Here is a 15877-nt window from a genome sequence, read left to right as displayed (position 1 = left end):
ACGGTGCTGCCGAAAGGGAGATGAGACATGACGAAAGTCTTCGTTTACGACCACGTGCGCACACCGCGCGGCCGTGGCAAGAAGGACGGATCGCTGCACGAAGTGCCGTCCGTTCGCCTGGCAGCCAAGATGCTGGAAGCGGTGCGTGACCGCAACGACCTCGACACCTCGACCGTGGACGACATCATCATGGGTTGCGTCGATCCTGTGATGGACGCAGGCGCGGTGATCCCGAAGGCTGCCGCCTTCGAAGCCGGTTATTCGACCCGTGCGCCTGGCATGCAGATTTCACGCTTCTGCGCCTCCGGCCTCGACGCCGTCAACTTTGGCGCAGCCAAGATCGCCCAAGGCGCCGACGACATCGTGATTGCCGGCGGCGTTGAATCGATGTCGCGCGTCGGCCTCGGCATGTCGGGCGGCGCCTGGTTCATGGACCCCTCGGTCAACCTGCCGGCCTTCTTCATGCCGCAGGGCGTTTCGGCCGACCTGATCGCCACCAAGTACGGTTTTAGCCGCGACGACGTCGACGCCTATGCGGTCGAAAGCCAGAAGCGTGCGGCGCACGCCTGGGAACAGGGCTATTTCAAGAAGTCCGTCGTGCCCTTCAAGGACCAGAACGGCCTGACCATCCTCGACCGCGACGAGCACATGCGTCCGGGCACCGACATGCAGGCGCTCGCTTCGCTCAACCCGTCCTTCCAGATGCCGGGCGAAATGGGCGGCTTCGAAGCCGTCGGCATCCAGGCGCATCCTGAAATTGAGAAGATCAACTACGTGCACCACGCCGGCAACTCTTCCGGAATCGTCGACGGCGCTGCTGCCGTGTTGCTCGGCTCCAAGGCCGGCGGCGAAAGCATGGGCCTGAAGCCGCGCGCCCGCATCCGCGCCTTCGCCAACATCGGCTCCGACCCAGCACTGATGCTGACCGGCCCGGTCGACGTCACCGAGAAGCTTCTGAAGCGCGCCGACATGAAGCTGTCGGACATCGACCTCTTCGAGCTCAACGAAGCCTTCGCGGCCGTCGTGCTGCGCTACATGCAGGCCTTCGACATCCCGCACGACAAGATCAACGTCAACGGCGGCGCGATCGCCATGGGCCATCCGCTCGGCGCAACCGGCGCGATGATCCTCGGCACCGTGCTCGACGAACTGGAGCGCCGCGATCTCAACACCGCGCTCGTCACGCTCTGCATCGGCGCCGGCATGGGCACGGCCACGATCATCGAAAGGGTCTGACGATGGACGTGATGCGCCGCACCCTTCTCGGAGTGATGGGCCTGGGGCTGCTTGCAGCCGCGGGCTGCGTCTCCGACGAGGAGGAAGGCGGCGACAGCTTCACGCTCACCGGTGCGATCTCCAATGTCGCGAGCGGCCCGGTTCCGGCCGGCACCGTCACGATCCGGCTCGAAGAGCAGGGCGTGATGGACGTCGCCGCCAAGCTGATCGCCGAGACTTCGGTTGTCAGCGACGGCAAGGCCACCCGCGTGCCCTTCGTGCTGCAGGTGCCGAAGCCCGAACTCGACAAGACTGTCGACGCGGGCTTCACCATCCGCGTCGAGCGCGACGGCCGGCTGATCGCCACCAACACCAGCAAGCAACGTTACAGCGGCGGATCGAACGTCTCGCTGCAGATCGAACCCATTCTCTACTGAGGGGGAGAACCATGACGAATTACACCAATTTCAAGATCGAGACCGACGCTGACGGCATCGCGCTCGTCACCTGGGACATGCCTGAGAAGTCGATGAACGTCTTCACTCAGGAGGTGATGGAAGAGCTCAACGCCATCGTCGACCAGACCACGGCCGATGCCGCCGTCAAGGGCGTCGTCTTTACGTCCGGCAAGTCGAGCTTCTCCGGCGGCGCCGACCTTTCGATGATCAAGTCGATGTTCACCTTCCAGCAGGAAGAAAAGAAGAAGGATCCGGATAACGCCACCCAGAAGCTCTTCGACCTCGTTGGCCGCATGACCGGGCTCTTCCGCAAGCTCGAAACCTCGGGCAAGCCATGGGTATCGGCGATCAACGGCACCTGCATGGGCGGCGCCTTCGAGCTTTCGCTCGCCTGCCACGGCCGTGTCGCGTCGAATTCCAAATCGGTCAAGATCGCGCTGCCGGAAGTCAAGGTCGGCATCTTCCCGGGCGCCGGCGGCACCCAGCGCGTGCCGCGCCTGACCAATGCGCAGGACGCGCTGCAGATGATGACGACAGGCTCGTCGCTGACGGCAGCCCGCGCCAAGGCGCTTGGCCTGGTGCATGAAGTCGTCGATGCCGACAAGCTGGTCGACGCGGCCAAGGCGATGATCAAGAACGGCCTGAAGCCGGTCCAGCCGTGGGACGAAAAGGGCTACAAGGTTCCGGGCGGCGGCATCTGGACGCCGGCTTCGGCCCAGCTCTGGCCGGCCGCTTCCGGCATCCTGCGCCGCGAGACCTACGGCAACTATCCGGGCGCCGTCGCGATCCTGAAGTGCGTTTATGAAGGCCTGCAGGTACCGTTCGACACGGCGCTCAAGATCGAGCAGCGCTACTTCACCGAGATCCTTCAGACGACCGAAGCCTTCTCGATGATCCGCTCGCTGTTCGTCTCGATGCAGGAACTCGGCAAGGGCGCCCGCCGTCCGGCCGGCGTGCCGAAGTCCGAATTCAAGCATGTCGGCGTTGTCGGCGCCGGCTTCATGGGCGCCTCGATCGCCTATGTGACGGCTGCTGCTGGCATTGCGGTGACGCTGATCGACCGCGACATGGAAGCGGCCGAAAAGGGCAAGGCGCATTCGGAAGGCCTGGTCAAGGATTCGATCGGCAAGGGCCGCCTGACCAAGGAAGAGGGCGAGGCACTGCTTGCCCGTATCACCCCTTCGGCCGATTACAATGATCTGAAGACCGCAGGCCTCGTCGTCGAAGCGGTGTTCGAGGATCGCCAAGTCAAGAAGGACGTGATCGAGAAGGTGGAAGCGGTGATTGCCGAAGACGCGATCTTTGCCTCCAACACCTCGACGCTGCCAATCACCGGTCTTGCCAAGAACTCCAAGCGCCCGGGCCAGTTCATCGGCGTCCACTTCTTCTCACCGGTCGAGAAGATGATGCTGACGGAAGTGATCCTCGGCAAGGAGAGCGGCGACAGGGCGCTCGCCGTGGCACTCGACTATGTCGCGGCGATCAAGAAGACGCCGATCGTCGTCAACGACACCCGCGGCTTCTACGTCAACCGTTGCGTCTTCCGCTACATCCACGAAGCCTATGACATGCTGATCGAAGGCGTGCCGCCGGCGATGATCGAGAATGCCGCCAAGATGGCCGGCATGCCGGTCGGCCCGCTATCGCTCAACGACGAAGTGGCGATTGACCTCAGCCAGAAGATCCTCAAGGCCACCGTCGCCGACCTCGGCGAAAAGGCTGTCGATCCCAAGCACCTGGCGCTGATCAACAAGATGGTCGACGATCTCGACCGTCGCGGTCGCAAGAACGGCAAGGGCTTCTACGAGTATCCGGCCAAGCCCGCCAAGAAGTATCTGTGGCCGGAGCTGAAAACCCTCTATCCGCAGAAGGACGCAGACAAGATCGATGTCGAGGTGCTGAAGCAGCGGCTTCTCGCGACGATCGCGCTCGAAGCGGCCCGTACCATGGAAGAAGGCATCGTCACCGATCCGCGCGAAGCAGACGTCGGCTCGATCCTCGGTTTCGGCTTTGCTCCCTACACCGGCGGCACGCTCTCCTACATCGACGGCATGGGCGTGAAGGCCTTCGTCGAGATGTGCGAGACGCTCGCCAAGGATTATGGCAACCACTTCAAGCCGACGGCACTCCTCAAGGAAATGGCCGAACGCGGCGAGACCTTCTACGGCCGCTTCGACCCCTACGGCGAGAAGAAACAGGCGGCGTAAGGTTCGCTGAATAGCATTGGAAGCAGGCCCCCTCGAGGGCCTGTTTTCGTTTGAGCACGGCCTGCTCGAGGCCCTTGCCGGCTTAGCGCCCACCCGGCCGCCATCACTCTGTTACGGTTGTGGTGCTAGGCCTGCGCGGATTGAACCACACTCCATGACGAAGCCATGACCAAAGCCGCCCTCCGCCCCGCCGTCCCCGACGACGAACCCTATCTGCGCTGGCTGGAAGAAGCCTGCATGCGCAACTATGCGATCGCGCTTTGGGGCAGCTGGCGGCCGCGGCCGGCGGATGCGCTGATCCTTGGCGAGCATCGTATCGTCGTGTCGGACCGCGAAGATGTCGGCTGCGTTTCGGTGACGCGGCGCGAAGACCATCTCTGGGTCAACAAGCTCTATGTCGCGCCCAAACATCAGAAGCGTGGCCATGGCGCTTTCGCTCTGAGGCAGGTGCTTGCCGAGGCGGCATCGATCGGCCTGCCCTTGCGTCTGAGCGTGCTGACGACCAACCCGGCGGTTGCCTTCTATCGCCGTGAAGGTCTTGTGATCTACGAGGAAACTCCCGAGCGACGTTTCATGACGTCCGGCGTGCGTTAAGCTTATCAGCATCTTCTGATTGACGCTCTTCGCGCGCAGGCGCATCCTCCGCGAGGTCAGAGGGGGACACGCCATGAGCGAGCCTGATCTCTATCTTCTTGGGCGCGCCGGGCCCGAAGAAGAACGCCTGAAACGACAGATCGCCAATCTCGCCCCTGATTCCGACCAGCAGCTCGAACGGGTCGGAATCCGGCCGGGCGAACGCGTCGTCGATCTTGGCTGCGGCCCCGGTGGGGTTCTGCACCTACTTGGCAAACGCGTCGGGCCAAACGGATCGGTGCTCGGCATCGAACGCGATCCGAATTTTGTCGAACTCGCCCGCCGTTTCGTTGCCGGCCATGCACTCCCCCAGGTGGATGTGCGCGAGGGCGATGCCTATGCGACAGGCCTGCCGCGCCGTTCCTTCGACGGCGCTCATATGCGGCTGGTGCTCGTCAACGTGCCGCGGCCAGAGCTGATCGTGCTCGAAATGGTGTCATTGGTACGGCCGGGTGGCTGGATCGCGAGCTTCGAGGCCGATTTCCTCGGACATATCTGCGATCCGCCGCTTGCCGCCTGGGACCGGCTGCTTGCCGCCTATGTCGCCTATTCCGCCGCCAGAGGCATCGACCTCAATATCGGTCGCCGGCTGCATCGTCTGTTCCGGAACGCCGGTATCGAGGCGATATCCGTCGACGCGGTCGAGCATGTCTATCCGCCGGGTCACGACCGCCGGCCGATCCTTCGGGATTTCATCGACAATGTCCGCGGCGGGCTTGTCGCCGAAGGCTTCATCGGCCAGGCCGAGCTCGATGCCGATCTGGAAGCACTCGACCAGCATCTTGCCGACCCAAACGTGCTCGTGACCTCACACATGTTCTTCCGGCTGACCGGCCGTGTTCCCGAGGCGCTCGTCATCCAAGCATGACGACGATTTCCGTCCGTCCCGTATCTCTAAGCGGCGGCACCGGCGCGCCGATGCGCCAGTCGTTCGCCGACGATGATCAGCAGGCCAGCCGCAAAGATCAGCCCGGCGCCGGCAAAGACGTTCATGGCCGGAACGTCGCCCCAGATCAGGAAGCCGAGCCCGAAGGCCCAGACGAGCGAGGTATATTCGAACGGCGCGATCACCGAGATCGGTGCCCGGCGCATGCCCTCGAACAGCGCGTACTGGGCGATGCCGGCGATGACGCCGGTTCCGGCCATCAGCGCGACGTCGAAGAGCGCCGGCGGTGTCCAGAAAAAGCCGACGGCAAGCCCGGTCATGCCGATGAAAAAGACGTTGGAGATCGTCATCTGCACCAGGGTCGTTTCCTGAAGTGCCGTCTTGCGCAGCATGACAGTGCCGATCGCCCAGAAGACGGCGGCGATAAGCGCCAGGAACACCGGCAGCGACAGTTTCATGCCGGTGCCGAGCGGATCGCAGGCGATGAGCACGCCGACGAAACCGATGAACACGGCGAACCAGCGGATCGGCGGAACGTCCTCCTTCAGGATCGGTACAGCAAGCAGCGTCACGATGATCGGCGCGGCGTAGTAAAGGGTGGTCATCTCCGCCAGGCCGAGGTCGCGCGCCGCGTTGAAATAGGAAAGCCAGGCAGCGAGCAGCAAAAGATTGCGCACGAAGAGCGGTTTGATCACCGGCGACGAGATGGCGCTGCGCACCAGCTTGCCGCGACCGATCACAAGGCAGAGCAGGAGAATGGTGATGCTGCGGGTAAACAGGATCTGCCAGACCGAGTAGCCGACGACCAGCCATTTGACCGACGCATCCTGCAGCGAAAACAGGAAATAGGAAAACGTCGTCATGACGATGCCTGACAGGACGGTCTTGTTCATGGGAGCCTCGATCACGCCGGCGGGAGGAGAAGCGGCGGAGCCCGTCTGATAGCGCGGCCGCGACGGGCGCGGAAGGGGCATGTCGGGGCGGCGCTGTGGCGATTTCTTGGGGTGGCTTGCACCACGGATCGGACAGCAAGCTTGATGGAGATCAAGAACCGGCGCTTGCGCCGCTGCTAGAAGGCAGCGATAACGACCATGAAACTCGGGTCCCAACGACATGCAGCCGCTCGCCTTTGCCCTTGCCGCCCTCGTCCTGCTCGCGACGCCCGGTCCGACGAATACGCTGCTTTGGCTCTCCGGCGCATCGGCCGGGCTTCGCCGGTCGCTGCCGCTTTTGACCGGCGAGCTCGGCGGCTATCTCGCGGTGATCATTCCCGCCGTCGCGTTGCTCGCACCGTTCCTTGCCGCCCATCCGAACCTCGGCCTGGCGCTGAGGCTCATTGCCGCCTGCTGGGTTCTCTACCTCGCCTATGCGCTCTGGACGACCGATGCCGAGCGCAGCGAAGGTGTCGTCATCTCGGTCGGCCAAGTCTTCATCACGACGCTGCTCAATCCGAAAGCCCTGATCGTCGCCCTGGTGCTGTTGCCGCAGACAGGACTGGCAGCCGTCTGGCCCTGGATCGCCGGCTTCTCCCTGCTGGTCATCGCCGCCGGGTCGATCTGGATCGGGGCCGGCGCCCTGCTGGTGCAGATGTCCAACGGTCTTTCGGCTTCGCACCTGCCGCGCCGGATCGCCGCCGTCTGCCTCACGCTCTTCTCCGTCGGCATCGCCGGCAGCGCGATCGCCGCCATGCACTAGCAAAAATCCCGGAGGACCAGCACGTGTCCTCCGGGAATCGATCGCTATGCGCGGCCAAACGTTGTGCCTCAGGCAGCAACCGCCTCGCCGAGTTCCTTGGCCAACGCCCCCATCAACTCTTCCCAGCCTCCGCGGCGGTACTCGAGCTTGTCGAGCCCGTCGAGGAAGGCCACCTGTTCGGTAAAGACGAGGCGCGTTCCGGTGCCCGCAGGCTGGATATCGACCGTGGCGACGGAGGCAGAAATCCGCCTGTCGTTCTGCGTCATCGTATAGGCAAAGATGATCCGGCGGTTCTCGACGATATCGAGATAGACGGTATCGTCGTAATAGGTCGTCCCGTCGTCCACGCTGAAGCGACCGCTTTCGCGGCCGCCGACGCGGAAGTCGTGGGTGATCTGCGCCCCGGCTTCGACGTTGACGAACCAGCGCTCCTTTGCGGCTGGCTCCGAGAACGCCCTGAACACCTCAACCGGTGTCGCCTTGAAGTTGCGTTCAATGGTGAAGCTCGAATGTTCCACGGATCTGTCGATCATGTCCTGCCTCCTCTGGGTTGGAAATTGATGGCCTATACGCAACTGGTTTCGATTATGAACTGCTATAATTTTGAGATCAGTTGAACGTTAGTGTCAGTGATGCGATAATGCAAGCGGTTTTGAAGAGGTGCCAATGAAGGACGACATGCGCTCGGGTTGCCCGATCAATCTTTCGCTCGAAGTGTTCGGCGACAAATGGAGCCTGCTGATCATTCGCGACATGATCTTCGGCGGCAAACGGCACTTCCGGGAGCTGCTGCGATCGCAGGAGGGTATCTCATCGAATATCCTTGCGGATCGGCTGAAGATGCTGGTCGAACAGGGAATGCTGACGAAGCGCGACGACCCCACGCACAAGCAGAAGGCGATCTACAGCCTGACGGAAATGACGATTGCACTCGTGCCGATCATGGCCCAGCTCGGTGCCTGGGGACGGCGCTACCTGCCGGTCAGCGAAGAGCTCAGCATTCGCGCCGAACTCATGGAGAACGGCGGCCCTGCGCTCTGGGATCGCTTCATGAACGAGCTGCGGCACGACCATCTGGGGATGCCGCTCGATGGCCCGCCGCGGGTGCGCGCCACGCTCCAGGCCGCCTATGAAGAGGTGGTCGCCAGGAAGGCGCAGGAAAAGGCGACGGCCTGACGCTCGCCCGGCGGCCGGTTCAGAGCCCGATCGCCGAGAGCATGACGAAGGTGGCAAACAGCACGAAATGCGTCATGCCCTCGATGGCGTTGGTCTGGCCGTCATTGAGGTTGATCGCGGCAACGATCAGCGTGATCGTCACCATCACCGTCTGCACCGGCGACATCGCCATCAGGAACGGCTGGCCGGTATAGAGCGCGATCGCCTCCATCACCGGCACCGTCAGGATGACGGTCGAAAGCGAAGCGCCGAGCGCGATATTGACGACCGCCTGCATGCGATTTGCGAGAGCGGCGCGCATGGCGGTCATGATCTCCGGAGAGGCGGAAATCGCCGCGACGACGATGGCCGTGACAGCCGGCGGTGCACCGCTCCCTTTCAAGCCCGATGTCAGCAGCGACGACATCACTTCCGCCAGCACACCGATCAGCACGATGCCGAGGATCAGGATCACGATCGACGGCAACACCGGCTGGTCGGGGCCGCCCTCTCTCGCGCCCCCCTCGCCCTTCGCCTTCGGATAGCTGTAGCTGAAGAAGTAGCTGTGCACGCCCACCTGCATGCGCAGGAACAGGGCGTAGAGCGTGATCATCGCGCCGATGGTGAAGGCCGAGTAGAGATGCCATTTCGCCGCCGGCACGAATTCCGGCACGATCATAGAAATCCCCATCGCCGTCAGGATCATCACGCTGTAGGTGCGGGCGGAATCGTCATTATAGGGCTGTTCGCCGTGCTTCAGACCTCCGAGAAGGGCTGCGAGGCCCAGGATGCCGTTGATGTCGAGCATGACGGCCGCATAGATCGTGTCGCGCACCAGCGTCGGCGAGGTCTCGCTGGTCATCATGATCGCCAGAACGACGACTTCGACGAGCACCGCCGAGAGCGTGAGGATCATCGTGCCATAGGGATCGCCGACCTTGGATGCCAGAACCTCGGCGTGATGCGACACCCGCAGCGATGCAAGCACGATCGCAACCACCAGACCGGCCGCACCGAGAAGCGTTGCGAGGCGCCCCATCTCAAGCAGGCGATCTTCGAGCGCAAGCCCGGCGACCGCGGCAAGCATGGCGACGATCAGCAGGCGTTCCGCTTTCATGCGCATCAACAAAACGCCCTCCACCGAAAGCCTGTCCTGCCCATCACCGGAACTATAGGGGCCGCGTCCCGCAAATCAAATGACGGAAAGAGGACTATTTTCCTCCCGATTCTTTACCGCCCTGCAGCGTTTCGGTAGTGTGGCCGGGAACCAAAGCAGCAAGTGGCCGCCTGCCCGGCCTGGATCTCTCGTCATGTTGTCTCACGGCACGATCTGGCACGCTATCGACACCCTGGCCGAGCGCCACCAGCTCTCGCCGTCCGGCCTCGCGCGCCGTGCCGGCCTCGACCCGACCTCCTTCAACAAATCCAAACGTCGCTCCGCCGACGGGCGCGAGCGCTGGCCCTCGACAGAATCGATCGCCAAGGTGCTGGGGGCGACGGGCGCCACCATGGACCAGTTCACCAGCCTACTGCAGCCGGAGGGGGTCCCAGCGCCTTCCGAGCCGGTGGCCGCTGCCACGATCCCGCTGATCGGCTTTGCCCAGGCGGGTGCCGGCGGCTACTTCGACGATGGCGGCTTTCCCGCCGGTCAGGGCTGGGACGTCATCGACTTTCCGACGGATGCGGAAAAGCGCAGCGGCACCTATGCGCTCGGGGTCCAGGGAGACAGCATGCTGCCGCTCTACCGCGACGGCGACATCCTGATCGTCGACCCCGGCGCGCCGATCCGGCGTGGCGATCGGGTTGTGGTGAAGACGCAGGAGGGCGAGGTCATGGCAAAGGTGCTCACGCGCCAGACGCCGCGTGTGATCGAACTTCTATCGCTCAATCCCGAGCATCCGAACCGGAGCTTCGAGACCAGCCAGATCGAATGGATCGCCCGAATTATCTGGGCCAGCCAATAGGACGTCCTTCCTGATGCGGCAGCATTTCTACACCCTTGCCGGCGGCATCGCCGCAATCGCCCTTTTCACCGGCATCCTCTATGCGGGCGCTGTTGCCATCCGCGACCGTGAGACCGCCGCCACACCGGAACTCGTTCTCGAAACGCCCGACATGACAGATTTCGAGGCGACGCCGGATCAGGCCGACGACGAGGTCCCGCTCGATCCCGGCGGCGCGGCGACGACCAGCGAACAATCGCCCACGACGGAAAATGCGGCACGCGCCATCGAGCCACAGCAGTTCGGCCTGCCCGATACGGTCACCAGTGCGCCGCTCGAACGGGTGGAACCGCGTGCGCCGTTGTCGGAACCGAAGAAGGAAGCGAAGGCCGCCGGGCCGACCGTACTCTATCGCCCGGTCGCGGTCGCCGCCGGTGTGATCCAGTTCGACAAGCTGACGCTGCAGATCGACGGCATCGAGCCGGAACAAGCAGAGCGGACCTGCGAAAGCGCCGGCAAGAGCTGGCCCTGCGGCATCGTCGCGCGAACCGCCTTCAGAAACTTCCTGCGCGCACGTGCGGTCAGCTGCGATCTGCCCGAAGGAGATTCCGGCCCTTCGGCCACCGCCTCCTGCACGCTTGGCGGACAGGATCTTGCCACCTGGCTCGTCGACAATGGCTGGGCAACGCCGGTTCCCGGCTCGACCCTCGAAAAACGCGCCGACGCAGCACGCGAGGCGAAGCTCGGTTTTTACGGTGACGATCCGCGCGACCTCAGCCACACGCCGATGACATTCGACGATCCGACCCTCGGCATCGGAGTGGACGCTTCGCAGCCGGACTTGTAAATAGCCGCGACAATTCCCAGCTCTCGACCGGCTGCCGAAAGCGGCAGACGGCTCAACTCTTTGAAACGACGCAATTCCGGATCAGGAACCGTCCCATCCCTGGAATCGCTCTACCGCCGGAAAGCCCATGCAACCAAGCCTCAGCCACCACGAAGCTCTCATCTATGTCATGGTGATGATGTCGGCGGTCGACCGCGAGATGAGCGACGACGAGTTTGCCCGCATCGGCCGGCTGGTTCAGTTCCTGCCCGTGTTCGACGGCTTCGACGAGGACAGCCTCGTCCATATCGGCCATGAATGCTCGGCGCAGCTGGCGGCGCCCGAGGGGCTCGACATCATGCTCGAGATCGTGCGCGAAGCGCTGCCGGAGAAGTTCCACGAGACGGCCTATGCGCTCGCCGTCGAGATCGCGGCCGCCGACCAGCGCATCCGCAACGAAGAAATCCGCCTGCTGCAGTTGCTGCGCGACCGGCTTGGCCTCGACAAGCTGACCTGCGCCGCTATCGAGCGCGGCGCGCTCGCCCGCTTCCGCCGATAGGCCGGCCGGTGATCACGCCGAAAAGTTCTGGCGCCTAATAGATTCCGTTCGGGAAGTAGCGCAGGTAGATTTCCTCCAAGCGGCCGCTGCGCGACAGCGCCAGCAGCGCGTGATCGATCGCCTGGGTCAGGGCAGGCTCGGACTTGCGGTTCATGATTGTCAGGCCTTCACCGAGGAAGCGCTGCGAGAAGTAGGCGCCATCGACAAGCGTGCAGCAGCCGCCAGCAGCGCTACCCGAGATCCAGAAGGACAGCTGCATGCCGTCGGAAAACACCGCCGGCACATCGCCCTTCTGCAGAGCCGTCAGCATGGCCTCGCGGTCGGGATAGACCTTAGCCTCGATCTTCGGGAAAAACGCCTTGAACATCGCCTCATGCGTGGTTCCGGCGACGACACCGACCGGCTTCCCCTTGAGATCGCTCGGCGCCGAGACTGCGCCCGCCGCCTTGGTGTTGACGGCGAAGCGCGCCGGAAGCCGCATGAAGGCGCGGGAAAAGCCGAAGCGTTGGCGCAGTTCCGGACCGACGGCGATACCGGCGGCCACCGCCTCGCCCTGCCCCTCTTCCAGTGCCGGCAGCAGCTCCGCATAGGTCACGGCCTGGATCTGGCATTTGGCCTCGATGTCGAGCTCGCGGCAGATCTCGCGCACGAGATCGACATGAAATCCCGAAAGCTTGCCGGACTGGTCGATGAAGTTGAACGGCGGAAAGTCCACCGTCGTCAGGAAACGCAGGCGCGCCAGGCCCGTGAGGTCGGGCTTGGCGATGCGTTCGCGCGCGTCGAACAGCAGCGGCAGATCCTTAGCCTCGGCCGCAAGCGGCGTCGCGATCAAGGATACGCAAAGGGCGAAAAAGGAAAGAACTTTCATGGGCAGCGGCCGGCACGTCTCATGTGGCAGGGGCGGCCCTTGGAACCGCGGTGATTCATCGAGCGGTAAAGTAACCGGCCGCAGCGCAGCTGACCATAGGCCGCCACGAGAACGCGGTTACACAAGGAACGGGACGAGAAAGAATGGAGCGGGTGATCGGGATCGAACCGACGACATCCAGCTTGGGAAGCTGGCGTTCTACCGCTGAACTACACCCGCGGCGCCTGCGAAACTTCCCGAACCGGGGCGATCTGTCAAGCACCCTTGCGCGGGATCGCGTAAGGGGCGCTGCAAAATCCCCTACTCGGCGCGGAAATGCTTCGAGAGCTTCAGGCCCTGCGCCTGGTAGTTGGAGCCGACGCCGAGGCCATAGAGACCATCCGGCCGTTCCAGCATGTGTTCGTAGATCAGGCGGCCGACGATCTGGCCGTGTTCGAGGATGAACGGCACCTCGTGGCTGCGCACTTCGAGCACGGCTCGGCTGCCCGTGCCGCCGGCCGAGGCATGGCCGAAACCCGGATCGAAGAAGCCGGCATAATGCACGCGAAACTCGCCGACCAGCGGATCGAACGGCGTCATCTCGGCCGCATAAAGCGGTGGAACATGCACCGCCTCGCGCGAGACGAGAATGTAGAACTCATCCGGATCGAGGATCAGTTCGTCGCGGCCACGGCTGTAGAGTGGCTCCCAGAAATCGAAGATCGCGTGCTGCGCTTTCTTGTCGACGTCGATGACGGCGGTGTGATGCTTGCCGCGATAGCCGATCAGGCCTTCCGGCCCGGTGCCCTTCAGATCGATCGACAGCGCGATGCCGCCGCCGCTGACGTTCGGCTTGTCGCTCGCCACCAGCACGTCGCTCTCGTGCAGCGCCTGCAGTTCCTGCTCCGACAGGATAGACTGGCCCATGCGGAAGCGGATCTGCGACAGGCGCGAGCCGCGGCGCACGACGATCGGGAAGGTGCGCGGGCTGATTTCGAGATAGAGCGGACCGCTGTAGCCGGCCGGGATCTTGTCGAATTCCTGGGCGCGATCAGTGATGACGCGGGTGAAGATGTCGAGGCGACCGGTCGAGCTTTTCGGGTTGGCCGAGGCCGACATGCCCTCAGGCAGTTCCAGGCTTTCCATCAGCGGCACGATGTAGACGCAGCCCGTTTCCAGCACCGCGCCATCGGTCAGATCGACGACGTGCAGCTTCAGCCGGTCGAGCTTGTCGGCAACGAGGTGAGACGGGCCTGGCATGAAGCTTGCGCGGACGCGGAAAGCCTTCGAGCCTAGGCGCAGGTCGAGGCTTGCCGGCTGGATCTGATCGACATCCAGCGGCTTCTCGCTTTTGAGGCGTCCCGATTCTAACAGCGCGGCGATCGCGCGATCGGCCAAAATCCCAGTGTCGCGGCCCATTGCAGTCCTCTTTTCAGTTGCGAGACAAAACCAAACTCCGGGAATTGACGCAAGCGTACCCTGGCAGTATTGAAGCTTTATCCCGTGGTGATTTGGCCGGTCGGCTTGCAGCCACGTTAAACAAGTAGCTAAAAAGGCCGGGTGTCAAACCGGCCCTTCACGCGGCCGGTTTTTTTGTTTTTGAAAGTGACCGTCACATGAGCAAAAACTGGCGCCCCGCAACGCAACTGGTCCATGGCGGGACCACCCGTTCCCAGCACGGAGAGACCTCCGAGGCGATCTTCCTTACCCAGGGCTTTGTCTACGAGACGTCGGAAGCTGCGGAAGCTCGTTTCAAGGGCGAGACCGAAGGCTTCATCTACGCCCGCTACGGTAGCCCGACCAACGACATGTTTGAAAAGCGCATGTGCATGCTGGAAGGCGCCGAGGATGCGCGCGCCACGGCATCGGGCATGGCTGCCGTCACCGCCGCCATTCTCTGCCAGCTGAAGGCCGGCGACCACATCGTCGCCGCCCGCGCCCTCTTCGGCTCCTGCCGCTGGGTGGTCGAGACGCTGGCGCCGAAATACGGTATCGAGTGCACGCTGGTCGACGGACGCGACCTCGCCAACTGGGAAAAGGCGATCCAGAAGAACACCAAGGTCTTCTTCCTCGAAAGCCCGACCAACCCGACGCTCGAAGTCATCGACATTGCCGGCGTTGCCAAGCTCGCCAACCAGATCGGCGCCAAGGTCGTCGTCGATAACGTCTTTGCGACGCCGCTCTTCCAGAAGCCGCTGGAACTCGGCGCCCATATCGTCGTCTATTCCGCCACCAAGCATATCGACGGCCAGGGCCGTTGCCTCGGCGGTGTCGTGCTTTCCGACAAGGAATGGATCAACGAGCACCTGCACGACTACTTCCGCCACACCGGCCCGGCGATGTCGCCGTTCAACGCCTGGACGCTGCTGAAAGGTATCGAGACGCTGCCGCTACGCGTGCGTCAGCAGACGGAAACGGCCCGCCGCGTGGCCGACTTCCTGGCAGAACAGCCGCAGGTCGCCAAGGTCATCTATCCTGGCCGCAAGGATCATCCGCAGGCCGACATCATCGCCAAGCAGATGACCGGCGGATCGACGCTCGTCGCCTTCGAACTGAAGGGCGGCAAGGATGCAGCCTTCGCGCTGCAGAATGCGCTGGAGATCGTGCGCATCTCCAACAACCTCGGCGACAGCAAGAGCCTGATCACCCATCCGGGAACGACCACGCACAAGAACCTGACCGACGAGGCCCGCGAAGAGCTCGGCATTTCCGCCGGAACCGTGCGCTTCTCGGCCGGCATCGAGGACAGCGACGATGTGGTGGAAGATTTCGCCCGCGCGCTGAAGGCCGTGAAGGCCTGATTTTTACGAAGACACGGCCGCCGTGATCAACGGCGGCCGACGCCCCTTGCCGGCCGTCACGAGATGGTTTCCGGCGGCGGGGCGCCAAGGCGCCAGGCACGTTTCACCCGCTCGATCGCGTCAGCACGGCCATCCGTCCCATCATGGGATCGCACAATCTTGCCGTTATTCTTGACGAAACCATCTTGCTGTAGAATACCCTGAAAGACCTGAAGCAAGGTGATGCCCATGTATCGCGCTTTGACCCGCGACATAGAAGTTACGGTGGAGCCGTACTATCTCGAAGAGCAGTCGGATCCCGATGATGGCCGCTATGTCTGGGGCTATCGCATCGTCATCTCAAACCACTCGGACGCGTCGGTGCGGTTGATGACGCGCTACTGGCACATTACCGATGAGAACGGGCAAGTCGACGAGGTCAGCGGTCCGGGCGTCATCGGCGAGCAGCCGCTGCTCAATCCCGGCGATACCTATGAGTATTCGTCCGGATGCCCTCTGGATACGCCCTCAGGCGTCATGTTCGGCCACTACAGCATGGAATCGGAAGGCGGAGAGACCTTCAACGTTGCCATCCCCGCCTTCTCGCTCGATTCACCCGGGCTCGTGCGCACCCTGAACTGAAGCCAATCCGGAACAGCGCGTCCTTCGGACT

18 protein-coding genes, 1 tRNA gene and 1 riboswitch are annotated in these 15877 nt (G+C 63.3%); of the genes, 12 read left to right on the top strand and 7 right to left on the bottom strand.

Annotation, left to right across the window (positions count from 1 at the left end):
- Window positions 1–27: 27 nt before the first annotated feature.
- From IB263_RS02410 to IB263_RS02390, 5 genes are all read left to right on the top strand, one after another.
- Window positions 28–1236, top strand: a complete 1209-nt coding sequence (locus IB263_RS02410; RefSeq protein ID WP_034797134.1) for an acetyl-CoA C-acetyltransferase — start codon at window positions 28–30, stop codon at window positions 1234–1236.
- 11 nt (window positions 1237–1247) lie between these two features.
- Entirely contained in the window at window positions 1248–1652 is a 405-nt protein-coding gene (locus IB263_RS02405; RefSeq protein WP_162251930.1) for a YbaY family lipoprotein, read from the top strand.
- A gap of 11 nt (window positions 1653–1663) precedes the next feature.
- Window positions 1664–3880 (top strand): FAD-dependent oxidoreductase, encoded by a 2217-nt coding sequence (locus tag IB263_RS02400; protein WP_192437501.1) that lies wholly within the window; start codon window positions 1664–1666, stop codon window positions 3878–3880.
- A gap of 165 nt (window positions 3881–4045) precedes the next feature.
- Window positions 4046–4474: a GNAT family N-acetyltransferase gene (locus IB263_RS02395; RefSeq protein ID WP_192437499.1), complete on the top strand. Its 429-nt coding sequence runs from the start codon at window positions 4046–4048 to the stop codon at window positions 4472–4474.
- Window positions 4475–4547: 73 nt separating this feature from the next.
- Window positions 4548–5381, top strand: coding sequence for a methyltransferase domain-containing protein (locus tag IB263_RS02390; protein ID WP_090295017.1), 834 nt, complete (start codon window positions 4548–4550; stop codon window positions 5379–5381).
- Window positions 5382–5407: 26 nt separating this feature from the next.
- Here IB263_RS02390 and IB263_RS02385 read toward each other — a convergent pair whose 3' ends face one another.
- Entirely contained in the window at window positions 5408–6292 is an 885-nt protein-coding gene (locus tag IB263_RS02385) for a DMT family transporter (RefSeq protein ID WP_034797139.1), read from the bottom strand.
- A 220-nt stretch (window positions 6293–6512) separates the two neighbouring features.
- Between IB263_RS02385 and IB263_RS02380 the strand changes: the two genes are divergently transcribed.
- Window positions 6513–7094: a LysE family translocator gene (locus tag IB263_RS02380; RefSeq protein ID WP_192437497.1), complete on the top strand. Its 582-nt coding sequence runs from the start codon at window positions 6513–6515 to the stop codon at window positions 7092–7094.
- 68 nt (window positions 7095–7162) lie between these two features.
- Here IB263_RS02380 and IB263_RS02375 read toward each other — a convergent pair whose 3' ends face one another.
- Entirely contained in the window at window positions 7163–7627 is a 465-nt protein-coding gene (locus tag IB263_RS02375) for an SRPBCC family protein (RefSeq protein WP_090295021.1), read from the bottom strand.
- Between the two features lie 133 nt (window positions 7628–7760).
- On the opposite strand from IB263_RS02375, the gene IB263_RS02370 reads away from it, so the two are divergent.
- A complete protein-coding gene (locus IB263_RS02370) occupies window positions 7761–8270 on the top strand; it encodes a helix-turn-helix domain-containing protein (protein WP_192437495.1) in 510 nt (169 codons plus the stop codon).
- A 19-nt stretch (window positions 8271–8289) separates the two neighbouring features.
- Here IB263_RS02370 and IB263_RS02365 read toward each other — a convergent pair whose 3' ends face one another.
- Complete coding sequence (locus IB263_RS02365) at window positions 8290–9372, bottom strand: calcium:proton antiporter (RefSeq protein WP_371814034.1); 1083 nt, start codon at window positions 9370–9372, stop codon at window positions 8290–8292.
- A gap of 187 nt (window positions 9373–9559) precedes the next feature.
- Here IB263_RS02365 and IB263_RS02360 point away from each other — a divergent pair, with 187 nt between their 5' ends.
- The 3 genes from IB263_RS02360 (at window position 9560) to IB263_RS02350 (ending at window position 11577) form a co-directional block, all read left to right on the top strand.
- Window positions 9560–10213 carry a helix-turn-helix transcriptional regulator gene (locus IB263_RS02360; protein ID WP_060581859.1) on the top strand — a complete coding sequence of 218 codons (654 nt, stop codon included), beginning with the start codon at window positions 9560–9562 and terminating at the stop codon, window positions 10211–10213.
- 13 nt (window positions 10214–10226) lie between these two features.
- A complete protein-coding gene (locus IB263_RS02355) occupies window positions 10227–11039 on the top strand; it encodes a thermonuclease family protein (RefSeq protein ID WP_060607139.1) in 813 nt (270 codons plus the stop codon).
- 127 nt (window positions 11040–11166) lie between these two features.
- A complete protein-coding gene (locus tag IB263_RS02350) occupies window positions 11167–11577 on the top strand; it encodes a tellurite resistance TerB family protein (RefSeq protein WP_034797150.1) in 411 nt (136 codons plus the stop codon).
- A gap of 34 nt (window positions 11578–11611) precedes the next feature.
- On the opposite strand, the gene IB263_RS02345 is transcribed toward IB263_RS02350, so the two are convergent.
- The 3 genes from IB263_RS02345 to IB263_RS02335 all read right to left on the bottom strand — a co-directional run bounded on the left by IB263_RS02345 (window position 11612) and on the right by IB263_RS02335 (window position 13843).
- Window positions 11612–12445, bottom strand: coding sequence for a transporter substrate-binding domain-containing protein (locus tag IB263_RS02345; protein ID WP_090295025.1), 834 nt, complete (start codon window positions 12443–12445; stop codon window positions 11612–11614).
- Between the two features lie 144 nt (window positions 12446–12589).
- A tRNA-Gly gene (locus tag IB263_RS02340) sits at window positions 12590–12664 on the bottom strand.
- An 81-nt stretch (window positions 12665–12745) separates the two neighbouring features.
- Window positions 12746–13843: a 2'-deoxycytidine 5'-triphosphate deaminase gene (locus IB263_RS02335; RefSeq protein ID WP_090295027.1), complete on the bottom strand. Its 1098-nt coding sequence runs from the start codon at window positions 13841–13843 to the stop codon at window positions 12746–12748.
- Between the two features lie 74 nt (window positions 13844–13917).
- Window positions 13918–13996: riboswitch (SAM riboswitch) on the top strand.
- A 44-nt stretch (window positions 13997–14040) separates the two neighbouring features.
- Between IB263_RS02335 and IB263_RS02330 the strand changes: the two genes are divergently transcribed.
- On the top strand, window positions 14041–15225 hold the full coding sequence (locus IB263_RS02330; protein WP_034797156.1) for an O-succinylhomoserine sulfhydrylase: 1185 nt from the start codon (window positions 14041–14043) through the stop codon (window positions 15223–15225).
- Window positions 15226–15281: 56 nt separating this feature from the next.
- Here the strand turns inward: IB263_RS02330 and IB263_RS02325 are convergent, their stop codons facing one another.
- Window positions 15282–15455 carry a hypothetical protein gene (locus IB263_RS02325; protein ID WP_162741141.1) on the bottom strand — a complete coding sequence of 58 codons (174 nt, stop codon included), beginning with the start codon at window positions 15453–15455 and terminating at the stop codon, window positions 15282–15284.
- On the opposite strand from IB263_RS02325, the gene apaG reads away from it, so the two are divergent.
- Complete coding sequence (apaG, locus tag IB263_RS02320; RefSeq protein WP_034797159.1) at window positions 15454–15846, top strand: Co2+/Mg2+ efflux protein ApaG; 393 nt, start codon at window positions 15454–15456, stop codon at window positions 15844–15846. The two genes, IB263_RS02325 and apaG, sit on opposite strands and share 2 nt — an antisense overlap.
- Window positions 15847–15877 lie beyond the last annotated feature (31 nt).

It is taken from the genome of Ensifer sp. ENS03 (genome assembly GCF_014852035.1).
Classification (GTDB): domain Bacteria; phylum Pseudomonadota; class Alphaproteobacteria; order Rhizobiales; family Rhizobiaceae; genus Ensifer; species Ensifer adhaerens.
Note: the sequence above shows the minus strand (reverse complement) of the source record. Positions and strands in the feature narration are given on the sequence as shown.

Excerpts from the sequence above, each read along its gene's own strand:
- IB263_RS02375 (WP_090295021.1), bottom strand. The coding sequence starts at position 7,627 with ATGATCGACAGATCCGTGGAACATTCGAGCTTCACCATTGAACGCAAC.
- IB263_RS02355 (WP_060607139.1), top strand. The coding sequence starts at position 10,227 with ATGCGGCAGCATTTCTACACCCTTGCCGGCGGCATCGCCGCAATCGCC.
- IB263_RS02365 (WP_371814034.1), bottom strand. The coding sequence starts at position 9,372 with ATGCGCATGAAAGCGGAACGCCTGCTGATCGTCGCCATGCTTGCCGCG.
- IB263_RS02360 (WP_060581859.1), top strand. The coding sequence starts at position 9,560 with ATGTTGTCTCACGGCACGATCTGGCACGCTATCGACACCCTGGCCGAG.
- IB263_RS02335 (WP_090295027.1), bottom strand. The coding sequence starts at position 13,843 with ATGGGCCGCGACACTGGGATTTTGGCCGATCGCGCGATCGCCGCGCTG.
- IB263_RS02395 (WP_192437499.1), top strand. The coding sequence starts at position 4,046 with ATGACCAAAGCCGCCCTCCGCCCCGCCGTCCCCGACGACGAACCCTAT.
- IB263_RS02410 (WP_034797134.1), top strand. The coding sequence starts at position 28 with ATGACGAAAGTCTTCGTTTACGACCACGTGCGCACACCGCGCGGCCGT.
- IB263_RS02390 (WP_090295017.1), top strand. The coding sequence starts at position 4,548 with ATGAGCGAGCCTGATCTCTATCTTCTTGGGCGCGCCGGGCCCGAAGAA.
- IB263_RS02350 (WP_034797150.1), top strand. The coding sequence starts at position 11,167 with ATGCAACCAAGCCTCAGCCACCACGAAGCTCTCATCTATGTCATGGTG.
- IB263_RS02325 (WP_162741141.1), bottom strand. The coding sequence starts at position 15,455 with ATGGGCATCACCTTGCTTCAGGTCTTTCAGGGTATTCTACAGCAAGAT.
- apaG (WP_034797159.1), top strand. The coding sequence starts at position 15,454 with ATGTATCGCGCTTTGACCCGCGACATAGAAGTTACGGTGGAGCCGTAC.
- IB263_RS02400 (WP_192437501.1), top strand. The coding sequence starts at position 1,664 with ATGACGAATTACACCAATTTCAAGATCGAGACCGACGCTGACGGCATC.
- IB263_RS02370 (WP_192437495.1), top strand. The coding sequence starts at position 7,761 with ATGAAGGACGACATGCGCTCGGGTTGCCCGATCAATCTTTCGCTCGAA.
- IB263_RS02330 (WP_034797156.1), top strand. The coding sequence starts at position 14,041 with ATGAGCAAAAACTGGCGCCCCGCAACGCAACTGGTCCATGGCGGGACC.
- IB263_RS02385 (WP_034797139.1), bottom strand. The coding sequence starts at position 6,292 with ATGAACAAGACCGTCCTGTCAGGCATCGTCATGACGACGTTTTCCTAT.
- IB263_RS02380 (WP_192437497.1), top strand. The coding sequence starts at position 6,513 with ATGCAGCCGCTCGCCTTTGCCCTTGCCGCCCTCGTCCTGCTCGCGACG.
- IB263_RS02345 (WP_090295025.1), bottom strand. The coding sequence starts at position 12,445 with ATGAAAGTTCTTTCCTTTTTCGCCCTTTGCGTATCCTTGATCGCGACG.
- IB263_RS02405 (WP_162251930.1), top strand. The coding sequence starts at position 1,248 with ATGCGCCGCACCCTTCTCGGAGTGATGGGCCTGGGGCTGCTTGCAGCC.